Source organism: Georgenia sp. AZ-5 (genome assembly GCF_043952095.1).
In the GTDB taxonomy this organism is placed as follows: Bacteria; Actinomycetota; Actinomycetes; order Actinomycetales; family Actinomycetaceae; genus Georgenia.
Map to the genome: position 1 here is coordinate 2,461,077 of NZ_JBINOU010000001.1, position 15,281 is coordinate 2,476,357.

Here is a 15,281-nt window from a genome sequence, read left to right on the forward strand (position 1 = left end):
GTCAGCGGTCCAGCACGAGCCGCGCACACCCCGGCGCTGCGCGCGAGACGCAGGTCATCATCGTCGCGTTGGCATCCTGCTCCGCGCCGGTGAGGATCGAGTCCCGGTGGTCCGCCCGCCCGGCGACGATCCGCGTCTCGCAGGTGCCGCAGGTGCCGTTCCTGCACGACGAGATGACCGGCAACCCGGCCCTCGCAGCAGCATCCAGGATCGACTCCTCCGCCCCGACCTGGACCCTCACGCCCGAGGCCGCGAACTCCACCTCGAACGGGGTGTCCGGGTGCGACCGCTCGATCACCTTGGGCGCGAACCGCTCAAGCCGCAGCGAGTCCTTCGGCCAGTGAGCGGTGCGCTCCTCCACCGCCCGCAACAGCGGCTCGGGCCCGCAGCAGTAGACCAGCGTGTCGCCGCGGACGATCTCGAGCAGGGTCGCGAGGTCAAGGAGCCCGGACTCGTCCTGCGGCACGATCCGCACCCGGTCCCCGTATGCGGAGAGCTCGTCGAGGAACGCCATCGACGAGCGGCTCCGCCCGCCATACACGAGCTCCCAGTCGGCACCGGACCGCTCGGCCTCCCGGATCATCGCGAGAATCGGGGTGATGCCGATACCACCGGCGATGAAGAGGTAGCGCGGCGCTGGGGTGAGCCGGAAGTTGTTCCGTGGCCAGGACACGGTGATGGTTGCACCGACGTCGACGGAGTCGTGGATCGCTGCCGACCCGCCACGGCCGGCGACCTCGCGGAGCACGCCTATCCGGTACGTGCGCCGCTCGGCCGGGTCTTCGCACAGCGAGTACTGCCGCACGAGCGGCTCGGCCTCACCGGCGGGGACGTGCACGTCGATGTGCGCCCCGGCCTTCCACCGCGGCAGCTCACCGCCGTCGGGGTGGCCGAGCGTGATCTCGACGACGCCGTCGGCGGCCTCTCGCCTCGCGAGCACGCGAAGGTTGAGTGTGCGGACCGTTCGCTCCTTCTGCCGCTCGATGTCCCGCACGTCCCAGGTGACGCTGAGGGTGCGCCGGACGGGCAGCAGTGCCATGCGGAGGAAGTCGAGCTCGTCGGCGTCGACCGGTCGCAGTGAGGGCAGGCGCTCGAAGAGCACCTTCAGGCCCGTCGCCCCCTGCACCCGCGCGAGCGGGTTCCCCAGGCAGGTGTGCCGCCCGGTCGAGAAGGCGAGGTGGTCGGTGGGGTCGGACCGGTGGATGTCGAACTCGAACGGCCGGTCGTAGTGCTCCGGATCGGTGTTCGCACTGGTGAGTGCCACGTGGATCATGTCGCCGGCGGGGATGTGCACGCCGGCGATCGTCACGTCCCTGGTGGCGCGGCGAGAGGTGAAGGTCGAGGACACCCGGCGGCGGACCGTCTCCTCGAACACGCGCGGCCACAGGTCCGGCTCGGCGAGCGCGTCCTGGAGGGCGTCGGGGTGCTGGGCGAGGAAGATGACCGCGTTGGCCATGGCCTGCGCCGTGGTGTCGGTGCCGGCCGCGGCGAACTCGGAGATGTGCAGGCCGATCCGGGCGGTGTCCATGGCCCAGGAGCCGTCGTCGTTCTTCGCCGAGGACATGACGGAGATGAGGTCGTCGGCGTCGGAGTGGCGGCGGGCCTCGATGATCTTGCGCAGCTCCATGTTGGCGGCGACGAACCGGTCCCACAGCGCGAGCCGGACGTCGTCGGGCATCTCCTCGTGGGCGCTTGCGATGACGGCGAACAGGTCGTCGCGCAGCTGGCGGAGCATCCCTTCTTTGTCGTAGTCCAGGTCGAGGAGGGCCATGATCGTCTGCGTCGTGAGCTCGAGGCAGTAGTCGGCGATGAGGTTGCCGGACCCGTTGGCCTCGAACCGGTCGATGATGCGGTGCGCTCGCGCCTCGATCTCCGGCTGGAGCCGGTCGATGCGTTCCTTGAGGAAGCCGCGCTGGGCGATCCGGCGGGTATCGGTGTGCCGGGGTGGGTCCTGAGCGAGGATCATGTTTGAGACCAGCTCGGGCGGGTAGACGTCGCGGTACTTCTCGGGCACGTCCGCCGCGGTGTTGCCGGCGGAGGAGAACGTCTGCCAGTCGCCGAGGACCATGAGGGCGTCCTCGCGCCGGGTGACGGCCCAGCCGTGGAGGGCCTCGAACCAGAAGACCGGGGTGGCGTCGCGCACTTCGGCGAGGTGGGCGGCGGGGTCGCGGTAGTAGGCGTCCGACATGACGTCGAACCCGTGGGCGACCGGGCAGCGGCCCGTCTGCCGGGCGTCGTCGTGCAGCATGGTCATGGTGTGCTCCTCACCGGTTCAGGACCGCGGAGGCGGTGATGCTGGAGAGCTTCTGGAAGCGTGCGACGTTGTCGCCCTCGTCCATGACGCCGGAGGACAGGAAGCAGAAGGAGACGTCCGAGACGGGGTCGACCCACAGGAGGGACGAGCCGGCGCCGTAGGAGCCGAAGGTGCGCGGCGAGACGAACGGCCCGAAGAACCGGGCGTGGGTGCCGGTCCCGGCGAGGGCCATGCCGAGGCCCATGTTCCCCGTGGGCAGGTCCCACTTCCGGGCGGCCGCGACCATGCCGTAGAGGTCGTTGATCATCTCACCGGTCTGGTTGGTGGTGGCGAAGTCCAGGGCGGACTCGCCGATGAGCTGGAAGTCCCCGACCCGGCCGCGGTTGCGGAGCATCTCGGTGAAGGCGAAGACGTCGTCGATGGTGGAGACGGCGCCGACCCACGGCATCTCGGCGTCCTCGCTGATGACGTCGTTGAGGATCTCGATGTCCCGGGGTTCGAGCCAGCTGTCGTTGGCGACGATGACCTTGAGCGGGACGGCCTCCTCCGCCCACTCGCGGGGCAGGCCGAAGCGGGTGCGGGACATTCCGATCGGCTCGAAGACCTTCTCGGTGGCGAGGGCTGAGAAGGAGTCGGCGCCGTAAGCCCGACGGACCAGCTCGCCGAGGAGGGCGTGGTTGATGGCGGCGGAGTAGTTGAGTTTCGTGCCGGGCTCGTTGACGACGTCGACGCCGCCTAGGGCGTGTCTCTTAATGCTCTGAGCCAGATGGTGATGGCGCGCAGGACGACGCCGCCGCGGTAGGTCAGGGCGAGCTTGTCGTAGCGGGTGGCCAGGGCGCGCCACTGCTTGAAGACGTTGAAGGAGCGTTCGACGACGTTGCGTCGCTTCTAGGCCTCTTCGTCGTAGGTAACCGGGCGGCCGCCCCTGGATCCGCGGCGCTTGCGGTTGGCGACCTGGTCAAGCGTTCGGGGATGACGGCCCGGATCCCGCGTCGGCGCAGGAGCTGGCGGTTGGCCCGGGAGGAGTAGGCCTTGTCGCCCACGGCCCGATCCGGGTCGTGCGCGGCCGGCCCCCACCGAGGCGGGGCACGCTCAACGCGCCCAGGACGTGGGTGAACATCGGTGAGTCCCCGCCCTGCCCGGGCCCCAGGAGCATCACCAGCGGGCGCATGTTGCCCTCGCACAGGTGGTGGATCTTCGTGCTCAGCCCGCCACGCGAGCGACCGATGGCGTGGTCAGGCGGCTCCTGCCGCAGTTTCGTGCAATTCGACAGGTCCCCCTGTGTCCCGGGGCAGGTTGGTGGCGTGCTGGTGGGCACGGTTGACCGTGGAGTCGACCGAGACCTCCCAGTCGATCAGACCGGCCGCGTCGGCGTGGGCGAGGAGGATGGTCAAGATCTTGTCCCAGGTACCGTCCCCGCTGAAGCGGCGGTGGCGCTTCCACGGTTCAGGCATCGTCGTCCGGCTTGGCGCTGCGGCCGCGCGACTCGCGAAGCGCCCGGCCCCGCTGGACGTCCTTCTGGGCCTTCACCGCCTTCTTGTCGCTGGCGCGTGTGTCCCGTGGGGGCAGCTGGAGCGTCTCCTCCGCCGCGATCCCGCCCTGTAGCTCGCGGCCGCGCTCAAGCTCGGAGTCGAACTCGGCACCAAAAAGCAGGGCGAGGTTCATGATCCACAGGAGCAGCAGGAAGATGATCACGCCGGCCAGCGCGCCATACGTCGCGCCGTAGCTGCCGAACTTGCTCACATAGAAGCCGAAAGCCAGGACGGCGAGGGCCGCGACGACGATGGCGATGACCGCACCCAGGCTGATCCAGCGAAACTTCGGCTGCTTGACGTTCGGCGTGAAGTAGTAGAGCAGCGCGACGATCACGATGACGACGAGGAGCAGCACTGGCCACTTGGCGATGTTCCACGCCGCCAGAGCCGCCGAACCCAGTCCGATGGCACCACCGATCGCCTGGGCGATGGGCCCGCTGACGACGAGTACCAGGGCGGCGATGGCGACCAGAACCAGCAGCAGGGCCGTCAGGCCGTACATGAGCGGGCGCAGCTTCCAGACCGGGCGGCCCTCGGGGATCTGGTACATGCGGTTCATCGCCCGCCCGAAGGCGTTGACGTAGTTCGACGCGGTCCACAGCGCGGTAAGCAGACCGATGATGAGACCGATGCCCGGAGCCGGCGCCGTCGTGAGCTGCGCGATGGCCGGTTCGAGAGTTCTCATGGCGTCCTGCGGGACCACGCCCTCGAGCATGCCGACGATGACATTGGTCGTCGTCCCCGCCTGCCCAACCAGACTCAGGATCGAAACCAGGGCGATCAGGGCGGGGAAGATCGACAGCACCGCGTAATACGTCAGAGCGGCGGCGATGTCGGTGCACTGATCCGCCATGAACTCCTTGGCCGTCTTGCGCAGCACGTACCCCCAGGACGGTTTGCGGATCTCAGTCGGGGAGTCCGGCTTGGCAAGGCCCTCCTGGTGCGAGGCCATGGCACCTCTCCTCTCGACGAATGACAGGGCCGGCCGCGCCCGCCACTTGCCTAGTTCGGGCAGTAGCTGCCGTCCAGCCGGCTCGAGCCCAGCTGCAGTGTCGTGTCCCGGATAGTCTGCGCCACTGCTGGCTAGCGCCGCGACGACCGCCCGGCGACGGGGCGCTGCTGCTCCCCCTGCTGCGCGCCCAGGACGACCAGCAATCCCGTCACCAGGGGGATCGCCCACTGCAGCGCCTTGAGCTGCTTCTGCGCCGCCGCCAGCGTGGCCGAGGAACCCGGCGACGGCTCAGTGGCCCCCATGGCCCCCTGCGGCGCCGGCCCGGCGGCGCCCTCGCCGCCTCGCTGCGCCTCCCTGGCAACCTTGGCGCCCAGCATCCCGCTGTAGACCGTCATACCGACCGCCACGACGGTGAGCACACTCTTGACGATCGTGTTCTGCATGGCCTCGGGCTGGCTCATCAACCGGGCCTTATTGCCGGCGATCAGGCCGACGCTGCCGACCACATGGGTGCCGATGGCCGCGGCGTTCACCGGGGCCCACATGCCCCACCCCTTGGAGGACAGCGTCAACCGCTCGTTGGGGTCCGCCGCGGCCGAGGCCGCACCGTTGAGGCCGATCGCCCCCATGAGGGAGCCGCCAAACCACGCGTCCAGACCGAGATCGTGCATGCTCCGCACCAGCGTGTTGCGTTCAGACATGGGTCTTCACCTCGTCGTAGCGGGACAGGGAAACCGAGATCCGTCGCCAGCCTCATCGATGCCGACACCCGTAGTGTTACCCGCCCGACGCCCGAGTGTCGCGCCCAGGGGCGTCCCCCCGACCACCTTTCAATGGCGCGCATGCACGCCGCGGACGAATCATCCCCGTTGAGAAACATTCGAGTGCCTGGCGATGTTCTGTCGCATGTTATTGACCGTGCGGCCAGCGCGATCACCTCCCATTTCGGGAGGCCGCCCATAGGGCGAGGCGGCGAGTTCGACGGCGACGGCGGAACCAGCGCCCCCAATCGCTACGCCGATGTCGGCGGCGACCAGCACGGAGGCGCCATATCGCTTTTCGGAGCTACTAGGGCGTGTCTCCCAATAGTCGAGCCGTTGGGCTGAAACGCTGCGGGGGTGTCACGTTATGCCGTGCTGACGGATGCCCAGTGGGAGTTGATCGAACCGTTGATGCCGACCTCGGAGGGCCGTCGGGGACGGCGGTTCCGGGACCACCGCGCGGTGGTGGAGGGCATCGTCTACCGCTACCGCACCGGGATCGCCTGGCGGGACCTGCCCGAGTGCTTCGGCCCGTGGCAGACGGTGTGGAAGCGGCACCGCCGCTTCAGCGGCGACGGGACCTGGGACAAGATCCTCACCGCCCTGCTCGCGCAGGCGGACGCGGCCGGCCTGGTCAACTGGGAGGTGTCGGTGGACTCCACGATCAACCGTGCTCACCAGCACGCCACGAACCTCCCGAGGGACACAGGGGGACCTGTCGAATTACATGAAACTGGACGAGGAGCCGCCTGACCACGCCATCGGCCGCTCCCGCGGCGGACTGAGCACGAAGATCCACCACGTCTGCGACGGCAACATGCGCCCGCTGGTGATGGTGCTCGGACCAGGGCAGGGCGGAGACTCGCCGATGTTCGTCCACCTCATGAACTCTGTGCGCGTGCCCCGGCTGGGCCCTGGGCGGGCCCGGAGCACGCCGGTGCGGGCGCTGGCCGACAAGGCCTACTCCTCCCGGGCGAACCGGGCGCTGCTGCGCCGGCGCGGCATCCAGGCCGTCATCCCCGAACGCTCCGACCAGGTCGCCAACCGCAAACGCCGCGGGTCCAAGGGCGGCCGGCCCGTCACCTACGACGAAGAGGCCTACAAGCGGCGCAACGTCGTCGAACGCTCCTTCAACGTCTTCAAGCAGTGGCGCGCCCTGGCCACCCGCTACGACAAGCTCGCGCTGACCTACCGCGGCGGCGTCGTCCTGCGAGCGATCACCATCTGGCTCAACGCATTAAGAGACACGCCCTAGTGCCTCGATGACGTCGGCGAGCACGCCGAACCCTTCCGGGCCCAGGCCCGGGTTGGGAGTGGCGGGCATGCCGGCGCGGTGGGTGAGGAGGTGGGCGACGTTGATGCGGTCCTTGCGGGCGGCACGGAAGGGCTCGGCGCCGAGGAACTCGGGGATGAGGTCGACGACGCGGGTGGAGAGCATGAGCTTGCCCTCGCTCAGCGCACGGAGGACGAGCGCGTTGGTGAAGCCCTTGGACATCGACAGGATGCGGTAAAGGTCGTCCCCGCGGGTGGGGCGGCCGGTGTCGGCGTCGGCGCGGCCGTAGGTGCCGCGAAGGGCGATCTGGCCGTGGCGGGCGACGATGATGTTGGCGCCGTAGTAGTCGCCGCGGGCGATGTCCTCGCGAATGGTCTCGTCGAGCAACTCGAGGAAGCGGTACTCCATCCCAGGTGCGTCGGTGATGGTGACGTCCTGCTGGGTGTCGGTCGTGGTCATGGCCGGTCCTTTCGCGTCGTCGGGGTCAGACCATGAGCGCGCCGCCGGAGGGCGACAGCGTCTGGCCGGTGAAGTGGTGGGCGGCCTCGGAGGCCAGGAACAGCACGGTGCGGCCGACCTCGTCGGGCTCGGCCACGCGCTTGAGCGGCTGCAGGGCGAGCAGAGCCTCGACGTGGTCGTCGCCGGAGGCGGTGAACATGGGTGTGTTGACGCCCGCCGGGGCGAGGGCGTTGACGCGGATGTCGAACGGCGCGAGCTCGGCGGCCGCGGCCTTGGTCAGGCCCACCACGGCGGCCTTGGAGGCCGGGTAGTAGGCGGGCATCGGCAGGCCGAGGAGGCCCGCGACGGAGGCGAAGTTCACGATCGATCCGCCGCCGGCCGCCTTCATCAGAGGGATGGCGGCGCGGATCGTGTAGAAGGTGCCGGTGAGGTTGATGGCGAGCACGCGGTCGAAGTCCTCGTCGGTGATACCACCGAAGAACTCCGGGTGGAAGGGCGTGCCGCGCTTCATCGACTCCACCATGTTGTCGTTGATCTCGTCCACCCAGGCCTGCTTCTCGCGACTCGGCGTGGAGACGCCGGCCGCGTTGACCAGGACGTCGAGCCGGCCATGGTCGGCCTCGACCTCGGCGAAGACGGCGCTGACCTTCCTCGAGTCCGAGACGTCGATCGCGAAGGCTCGTGCACGCTCCAGCGCGGCGAACTCCCGGTCGAGGGCCTCGTGGCGCAGGTCGATGCCGTAGACGGTCGCTCCCGCCTGGGTGAGGGCTCGCGCGGTCGCCAGTCCCATGCCTGAGGCTGCGCCCGTGACGACTGCGATAGCGCCGTCGAGTTCCATCTGTTGACTCCCGTCGTCGGCAGGGCCCGCCGCGGCGCCTGTGCCCTGGCTCACATCTCGGTGGAGCGGCGAGCGTGTCATGAACCTGGACGCGTGTCTAGGTCTAGGCCCTTTGCCTGGGGCGCGGCCCCGGCTTCTCAGGTCAGCAGCGGCGCAGGCACGCGTCCGTGACGGACGCCAGGGCGGAGGTTCCGAGGCCCGTTCCGGTCTGACGGCACGCCCCGCCCCAGGGCGGCGAACGGCGATCTTGCCGCTGCTCCGCCGTCGCCCTCCGGTGTGCGGGAACGCTCGTCAAGCGGGGTGGTGCATCGGTCGACCAGGTGAGCGTGCGTCGCGTGCGGGTCACCGCGTGAGCCGTCGACTACTTCTCGCAACTGGCTCGAAGGACCTCGACGCGATGACCGCCCCCACATCGCCGCGCTCAGCTCCCGCACGGGCACCGCGCCCCGGCGTCCGCGGACTTTCGGGGTATGCGCGCCAAGTCCGCGGACGCCGCGCTCCTGCGCCGAGGCCGGCGGGGTCTGTGGGGATCTCGCCCTCAGTGGACGACCACCTCGGTGAGGTTGAGCTTCTTGGACAGCCAGAGTCCGGCGAGCACCGCCACCAGGGATGCGCCCGCCGCCACCAGGAAGCCGACGTCGTAGGTCGCGGCGACCGGGATGTTGGTGGTCGGGTCGGTGTACTTGCCCACGATGGCCGAGTAGATGGCGGTGCCGATCGAGGAGGCGGACAGGGCGATCGCGACGTAGACGGAGGCGGTGCCGGCCCCCTTGCCGACCACGGCCTCGGCCGCGATCACCGAGATGGCCGTCGTGAACAGCGCGGTGTAGGCGAGGCCGTAAACGAGGACGCCCACCAGGGCGGCCCACAGCTGCTCGTGCATGGCCCAGAGCCAGACGAAGGTGAGCGCCTGGGCGAGCCCGGCAGCGATGATCACCGTGCGGGGCGCGACGGTGTGCAGCAGGTGGGGGACGACGCGCGCGGCGACGATGCCGGCGACGGTCATGGGGATGAAGACGAACCCGGCCACGAGGGGGTTGAGGCCGAACCCATACCCGGTGACGGCCGCCGGGGTCTGCGCGTAGCCCATCACGAGGTTGAAGAAGAGCATCCCCGGGATGCCCATGGCGACGAAGACGGCGTAGGCGGGGAGCAGGCGCCGCGTGAAGAGCTGGCTGATGTCCAGCAGCGGCTCCCTGGCGCGCGACTCCCACCACAGCGAGATGGCGAGGAGTGCCACGCCACCGAGCACCCAGGCCAGGGTCCGGCCGGAGGTCACGCCCCACACCGTGGACTGGCTGATCCCGATGCACAGGGCGGTCAGGCCCAGTCCCATCAGGAGCACGCCCAGGACGTCCATCCGCCTGGACGCCCCGACGTTGCGCTTGACGGCGTCCGAGTCCGAGCCCCACGCCAGGAAGGCGACGAGGCTGACGACGGTCAGGATGGCGCCGATCCAGAACGCGGTTCGCCAGCTGGCCCCGAGCACGATCATCAAGCCGCCGAGGGCGAAGCCGATAAAGACCCCGATTGCCTGGCCGCCGCCGATGATGCCGATGGCCTTGCGCCGGTCCAGCTCGGTGAGCCGGTCGTTCATGATGCCAACGCACAGTGCCTGACCGGCCATGATGCCGGTCAGGGCGCGCCCGACGATGAGGACCGCGAAGTTCGGCGCCAGGGCCGAGACGACGTAACCGACGACGATGCCCAGTACGCACCAGATCATCAGGCGTCGGTGGCCGAACAGGTCCCCGGCCTTGGACAGGATCGCGATCGAGGCGGCGCCGGCCAGCGTGGTGGTGAGCAGCACCCAGGAGACCTGGTTGGGGGTGAGGCCGAGCTCGGCACTCATCGCCCCGTACATGGGGATCGCCATCATGGCGCCGACCTCGTTGAGCATCTGCAGCAGCGAGAACGTGATGGCCATGTACAGCCCTGCCTGACGCCAGGGGATGGCGATACCCCTGACCGGTGCTTGTGTCGTGGGAGCAGGAGTTGATCGTGAAGCGACGCGGTCTGTCATGTCGTGTCCCTATGCTCTTGGCGGCATGAACGCCTTGTGATCCCGCGGTGTCCTCGTCGACGGCCGCGGGCGGACCGGGCGGTGCAGTCAATCTGGGCGCGAGGTCCGACGTCCGAAGTCCTGATTCGCGCCGTCACGAACCAGCCCGGTTCGTACGATAGTCGTACAACCGGTTGGCTAGACAGTTGTACACCGTGCGCCAGAGTCTGACAACAACTTCGCCGACGACACGCGCTCACCCGCCGCCGTGGACGAGCGGCGATCGGCCCCGCGGGCACGGGGCGCGGGTGGCGCGAGAGGGGGCCGGGAGCAGCAGCTCCCGGCCCCCTGCCGTGCGTGCGGCTCAACCGATGTGCGTGCGGCTCACGAGCCAGCGCGCGATCTCCGTGTGGTCGGCCGTGCGAGGCAGCTCCTCGGCCGCCTGTCCCCACAGCTCCACGGCGCACTCGCCCAGCCGGCTCGGCATGCCCAACGCGGAGGCCAGCCCCGTCGCGATGCGCATGTCTTTGAGCATGAGCTGCAGCGCGAACCCGGAGTCGTACGACTCCGGCAGAATGAAATTCGGCCACTTGTTCTCGGTCGAGCCGCTGCGGCCGCTCGAGCCGTTGATGGTGGCGAGCATCACGGCCGGCTCGAGGCCGAACTCCTTCCCGGCGAGCACGGCCTCGCTGGTGACGAGGAGGTGCGTGGCCGAGAGCAGGTTGTTGAACGCCTTCAGTGCGTGCCCGGAGGCCACTGGGCCGGTGTGGACGACCTTGCCCATCGCCTCGAGCACCGGCCGCGCCCGCTCGACGAGCTCGGCGTCGCCGCCGGCCATGATCGTCAGCGAGCCGGCGACCGCGCCCTTCACGCCGCCGGAGACCGGGGCGTCGATCAGCTCCGTTCCGCGCTCTGCCAGCCGGGCCGCCAGCTCACGGGTCCGGAGAGGCTCCGAGGAGCTCATGTCGATGACGAGCGCGCCCTCGGGCAGCGCCGCGGCGGCGCCCTCGCGGAGGAGGACCGCCTCGACGACGTCGGAACTCGGGAGCATGAGGACGAGGACGTCGGACGCGCCGGCGACCTCGGCGGCCGAGGCGACCGCGGTGCCGCCGGCGTCGATCAGTGCCCGGCGGTTGTCCGCTGACAGGTCCGTGCCCGTCACGCGGTACCCGGCCGCGGCGAGGCGTCCGGCCATGGGGGTGCCCATGTTGCCGAGCCCGACGAAACCGATGCGGGGCTGCTCAAGCATTGTCGAGCTCCTCCAGCACCCGCTCGGCCACCCTGAAGGACTCCAGCGCCGCCGGGACGCCCACGTAGATCGCGGTCTGCAGCAGCACCTCCTGGATCTCCTCCCGGCTGGCGCCGTTGGTGATGGCGCCCTTGACGTGCACGCCGAGCTCGTGGTTGCGGCCAAGGGCCGTGAGCATGGCCAGGTTGACGAGGCTGCGGGTCTTGCGCTCCAGGCCGGGACGCGTCCACACCGCACCCCAGCAGTACTCGGTGACGAGCTCCTGGATCGGGCGGGAGAACTCGCTGACATTGGCCAGCGAGCGCTCGACGTGCTCGGCGCCGAGGACGGCCTTGCGGACCTCGAGGCCCGCCTCGAACGTCTTGTTGGTGGCGGTGGAGTCGGTGGCGATCATGATCATCCTGCTCTCTGGGGTGGTGCGAAGCGGGTGGGGGTCGGGTCAGGCGTCGCGCTCGGCGACGGCGATGAGATGGGCGTGCGGGTCGACGGTGTGGTGCTCGGGGGCCAGGACGATGTCGAACCGGACCCGGGCCCAGTCGGCGTCGCCGAGGTCCCGGCCGTCGGGGGTCGGGGTGCCGGCGGGCTGGGTCTCGAAGCGCTTGACGAGGGAGTTCTTGACGCCGAAGACGCTGTCCTTGGTGAGCAGCTCGTCGCCCTCGACGAAGATGTGGGTGACCAGCGTGTGCTGCCCGGGCGCGGAGACCATGAAGTGCAGGTGGGACGCGCGCATCGGCGAGCGGCCCACGGCCTGCAGCATGCGGCCGACCGGCCCGTCGTGCGGGATGGGGTACGGCGCGGGGGTCAGACCCCAGAATCGGTAGGCGCCGTGCTCGTCGGCGAACAGATGGGCCCGCCCGGCGACGCGCCCGTCGTCGTACTGGACGTCGTAGAAGCCGTCCTCGTCGGCCTCCCACACCTCGATGCGCGCGCCGGGCAGCGGGTTGCCGTCCGCGTCGCGGACGGTGCCCTCGACCCAGCACGGCTGGCCGGGCGCCCCGCCGGCGATGTCGCCGCCGTTGTCGATCCGCGGGGCGTCCTCGACGAAGAACGGCCCGAACACGGTGGCTTCCGTGGCGTCGCCGTATGCCTCGTTGTTCACGGCGATGGTCTGCATGGACGCCCCGAGAACGTCGGAGAGCAGGACGAACTCCTGACGGGTGTCCGTGGTGATGTGTCCGGCCTCGGTGAGGAACCGGATCCCCGCGTTCCACTCCGCCTCGGTGAGGCGGACCTCGCGGATGAAGCCGTGCAGGTGGCGCGTCAGCGACTGCATGAGCTGCCTCAGCCGCGGCGAGGAAGCGCCGTCGAAGGAGGCGAGCACCTGCTCGAGGAGCGCCTCCTCGCGGCGGGCCTGCTCGGCCGAGACCGCGATCGTCACGGCTGCCGGGTCGCCGGGGGCGACGGCCGGCGGGAGAGGCGCGGGGCCGGTGTGGGCGGTGGGGTTCATCGTGCCTCCGTTGCAGGGACGAGGGGTGCGGCCGGGATGTCCGGGTCGACGCTCGGCGTCGCGCCGGACCAGGCGGCGGTGAGCAGCGCGGTTAGGTTCTCCTCCGACACCGGCCGCGGGTTCGACGGCGGTGCCGCCCGGAGGACGCGCGCCACCGCGTCGGGGATGTCCTCGGCGGCGAGGCCGTAGTCGCGCAGCGCGGTCGGGGCGCCGAGACGCGCGCGCAGCTCGCTGAGGCCGGCGACGGCGGCCTCGGCCGCCGCCCGTGGCTCGTCCGGATCCGCCGGGCGGCCGAGGGCCTGGGCGATGCGCGCCGCCGCCCCGGGTGCGAAGGGCGCGTTGTAGGCCAGCACGTAGGGCAGCACCGTCGCGTGGGTCTCGGCGTGCGGCAGGTCGAACGTGCCGCCGAGGACGTGGCAGATCTTGTGGTGCAGCCCTGACCCGGCCGAGGCGAACGCCACGGCCGCGAGGTACGCGCCGTAGAGGGCGTGCTCGCGGCCCGGCAGCCCGGCCGGGTCGGTGATCACCCGCGGCAACCCGGTGGCGAGGGCGCGGATGCCCTCGGCGGCCAGCGCCCGGTTGATCGGGTCGGCCCGCGGAGCCCACATGCTGTCGACGCAGTGCGCGAGGCCGTTGAGGCCCGAGGCTACCGAGAGCGGCACGGGCAGGGAGAGGGTGAGCTCGGCGTCGTAGATCACCGTGCCGGGCAGCACCCGGTCGTCGACGCCGGTCGTCTTGGTGGCGTCCTCCGTCATGCCCCAGACGTTCGTCGCCTCCGAGCCCGCGTACGTCGTCGGGACGGCGACGATGGGCAGGCCGGTGGTGAGGGCGACGGCCTTCGCGAGCCCCGTCGTCGACCCGCCCCCGACGCTGACCAGGAGGTCGGCCGCGCGCTCGGCGGCGACGGCCCGGCCCCGCTCGGCGACGTGGACGGGGACGTGCTCGGCCACGCCGTCGTGCCACACCGTGACGTCGATCCGTGCGCAGACCCGCTCGGCCAGACGTCGCTCGCGCGGCGAGGCGATCACCATGACGCGCTGGGCGCCCAGGCGAGCGACCTCGGCGGCGAGGTGCTCGGCGGCCTGGCCGGAGCCGAACAGGACCTGCTGGGACAGGGACCGATGAGAGAACCGCAGGCTCACGGCGCGAGCACCTCCGCGCGGGCGAGGTCGGGGGAGGGGACGGTACCGGCGGCCATGTTGTTGGCGCAGGCGAGCGCCGTCAGGCGCACGAGGCACACCATCGAGACGAGCAGCAGGGCGCCGACGAAGGTCGGGATGGTGTAGGGGTTGCCGGTGGCCTGCATGAGCCCGGCGGCGATCATCGGGGTGAAGCCCGAGCCGAGCACGTTCGCGAGCTGGTAGCCGAGGGACATGCCGGTGAACCGGATCTCGGGCACGAAGCTCTCGGCGAAGAGCGCCGGTTGCGCGCCGTAGGCGACCGTGTAGAGCATGCCGAAGCCGACGGCGTAGCTCGCGATGATGACGGCGCTGTTCGCCGTGCCGACGCCCCAGAACATCCCGAAGATCGCGGCGACGGCAGCGAGGGAGCCGACGATGCTGATGGCCTTGCGGCCGATGCGGTCCGAGAGGTGGCCGGAGAGCAGGATCATCGGGATCTGGATGCAGAAGGACAGCAGCGTCGCGGTGAGCATCGTCGTCGGGCTGATGCCGAGCGTGTTCGGGCCGTAGTTAACCAGGTACGCCATGACGGTGATGGAGAAGGCGCCGAAGCCGAGGAAGCCGCCGGCGACGAGCAGGACGCCGCGCATGTGCTCACGCAGGACGGTCAGCGCGGGCACCTTGACAGCGCGGCCCTCCTTCTTCACCGCCGAGAACTCCGGCGACTCGGCGATCTTCAGGCGGATCACGAGGCCCACGACCACGAGGACGGCGCTGAGCAGGAACGGGATGCGCCAGCCCCAGGCCAGGAGCTGGTCCTGGGGGAGCAGGGTGACGAGAAGGAACGCGGCGTTGCCGAGGATCGAGCCGGTGGCCGGGCCCACCTGAGGGACGGCGGCGAAGAAGCCGCGCTGGCCCGGCGGGGCGTACTCGAACGCCATGAGGATCGCGCCGCCCCACTCGCCGCCGAACGCGATGCCCTGGAGCAGGCGGAGCAGCACCAGGATGACGGCAGCCCACACGCCGATCTGGTCGTAGGTGGGGAGCACGCCGATGAGCATCGTCACCGCGCCCATGAGCACGAGCGTGACGACGAGCATCGGCTTACGGCCGATCCGGTCACCGAAGTGCCCGAAGATGACCGCGCCCAGCGGCCGGGACAGGTAGCCCACGGCGAGCGTGGCGAAGGTGGCGAGCGTGCCGACGAACGGGTCGCTCTGGGGGAAGAACAGCTGGGGGAAGACCAGGGCAGCCGCGAGGCCGTAGATGGAGAAGTCGTAGTACTCGATGGCGTTGCCGGCCAGGCTCGCGGCCGCCACGCGACGGACGGTGGGCGTGCTCGGTGTGGTGCGGGTTCCTCGGCTAGTCATGACAGTCCTCCTCGACTGTG

The 15,281-nt window shown here is 70.3% G+C and carries 13 protein-coding genes and 1 pseudogene; 1 reads left to right on the forward strand and 13 read right to left on the reverse strand.

The window, feature by feature from the left end; translation table 11 throughout:
* Nucleotide 1: 1 nt before the first annotated feature.
* The 5 genes and pseudogenes from ACF0H8_RS11545 to ACF0H8_RS11565 form a co-directional block, all read right to left on the reverse strand.
* On the reverse strand, nt 2–2,254 hold the full coding sequence (locus ACF0H8_RS11545) for a cytochrome P450 (protein WP_395289056.1): 2,253 nt from the start codon (nt 2,252–2,254) through the stop codon (nt 2–4).
* A 10-nt stretch (nt 2,255–2,264) separates the two neighbouring features.
* Nucleotides 2,265–3,098: a serine hydrolase domain-containing protein gene (locus ACF0H8_RS11550; RefSeq protein ID WP_395289057.1), complete on the reverse strand. Its 834-nt coding sequence runs from the start codon at nt 3,096–3,098 to the stop codon at nt 2,265–2,267.
* Nucleotides 2,990–3,696, reverse strand: a pseudogene (locus tag ACF0H8_RS11555) (IS5 family transposase); the annotation flags it as partial. The pseudogene ACF0H8_RS11555 and the gene ACF0H8_RS11550, both read right to left, overlap by 109 nt.
* 4 nt (nt 3,697–3,700) lie before the next feature.
* Nucleotides 3,701–4,741, reverse strand: coding sequence for a YihY/virulence factor BrkB family protein (locus tag ACF0H8_RS11560; protein ID WP_395289010.1), 1,041 nt, complete (start codon nt 4,739–4,741; stop codon nt 3,701–3,703).
* A 131-nt stretch (nt 4,742–4,872) separates the two neighbouring features.
* A complete protein-coding gene (locus tag ACF0H8_RS11565; protein WP_395289009.1) occupies nt 4,873–5,442 on the reverse strand; it encodes a hypothetical protein in 570 nt (189 codons plus the stop codon).
* Between the two features lie 417 nt (nt 5,443–5,859).
* Between ACF0H8_RS11565 and ACF0H8_RS11570 the strand changes: the two genes are divergently transcribed.
* Nucleotides 5,860–6,757 (forward strand): IS5 family transposase gene (locus ACF0H8_RS11570; RefSeq protein ID WP_395289008.1). Its coding sequence is split into 2 segments (ribosomal slippage): nt 5,860–6,219 and nt 6,221–6,757, totalling 897 coding nucleotides; the frame shifts between segments, so codons are not numbered across the junction.
* Here the strand turns inward: ACF0H8_RS11570 and ACF0H8_RS11575 are convergent.
* The 8 genes from ACF0H8_RS11575 to ACF0H8_RS11610 all read right to left on the reverse strand — a co-directional run bounded on the left by ACF0H8_RS11575 (nt 6,740) and on the right by ACF0H8_RS11610 (nt 15,261).
* A complete protein-coding gene (locus ACF0H8_RS11575; protein ID WP_395289058.1) occupies nt 6,740–7,234 on the reverse strand; it encodes a serine hydrolase domain-containing protein in 495 nt (164 codons plus the stop codon). The two genes, ACF0H8_RS11570 and ACF0H8_RS11575, sit on opposite strands and share 18 nt — an antisense overlap.
* A gap of 25 nt (nt 7,235–7,259) precedes the next feature.
* Nucleotides 7,260–8,153: an SDR family NAD(P)-dependent oxidoreductase gene (locus ACF0H8_RS11580; RefSeq protein WP_395289059.1), complete on the reverse strand. Its 894-nt coding sequence runs from the start codon at nt 8,151–8,153 to the stop codon at nt 7,260–7,262.
* Between the two features lie 457 nt (nt 8,154–8,610).
* Entirely contained in the window at nt 8,611–9,999 is a 1,389-nt protein-coding gene (locus tag ACF0H8_RS11585; RefSeq protein ID WP_395289060.1) for an MFS transporter, read from the reverse strand.
* A 439-nt stretch (nt 10,000–10,438) separates the two neighbouring features.
* On the reverse strand, nt 10,439–11,323 hold the full coding sequence (locus ACF0H8_RS11590; protein ID WP_395289061.1) for an NAD(P)-dependent oxidoreductase: 885 nt from the start codon (nt 11,321–11,323) through the stop codon (nt 10,439–10,441).
* The gene (gene pcaC, locus ACF0H8_RS11595) at nt 11,316–11,717 is read right to left on the reverse strand and encodes a 4-carboxymuconolactone decarboxylase (RefSeq protein WP_395289062.1); all 402 of its coding nucleotides are present in this window, start codon (nt 11,715–11,717) and stop codon (nt 11,316–11,318) included. Before pcaC ends, ACF0H8_RS11590 begins: the two co-directional genes overlap by 8 nt.
* A 45-nt stretch (nt 11,718–11,762) precedes the next feature.
* Entirely contained in the window at nt 11,763–12,770 is a 1,008-nt protein-coding gene (locus ACF0H8_RS11600; protein ID WP_395289063.1) for a dioxygenase, read from the reverse strand.
* Complete coding sequence (locus tag ACF0H8_RS11605; RefSeq protein WP_395289064.1) at nt 12,767–13,912, reverse strand: maleylacetate reductase; 1,146 nt, start codon at nt 13,910–13,912, stop codon at nt 12,767–12,769. The genes ACF0H8_RS11600 and ACF0H8_RS11605 overlap by 4 nt, the downstream gene beginning before the upstream one ends.
* The gene (locus ACF0H8_RS11610) at nt 13,909–15,261 is read right to left on the reverse strand and encodes an MFS transporter (RefSeq protein ID WP_395289065.1); all 1,353 of its coding nucleotides are present in this window, start codon (nt 15,259–15,261) and stop codon (nt 13,909–13,911) included. The genes ACF0H8_RS11605 and ACF0H8_RS11610 overlap by 4 nt, the downstream gene beginning before the upstream one ends.
* Nucleotides 15,262–15,281: the final 20 nt, after the last annotated feature.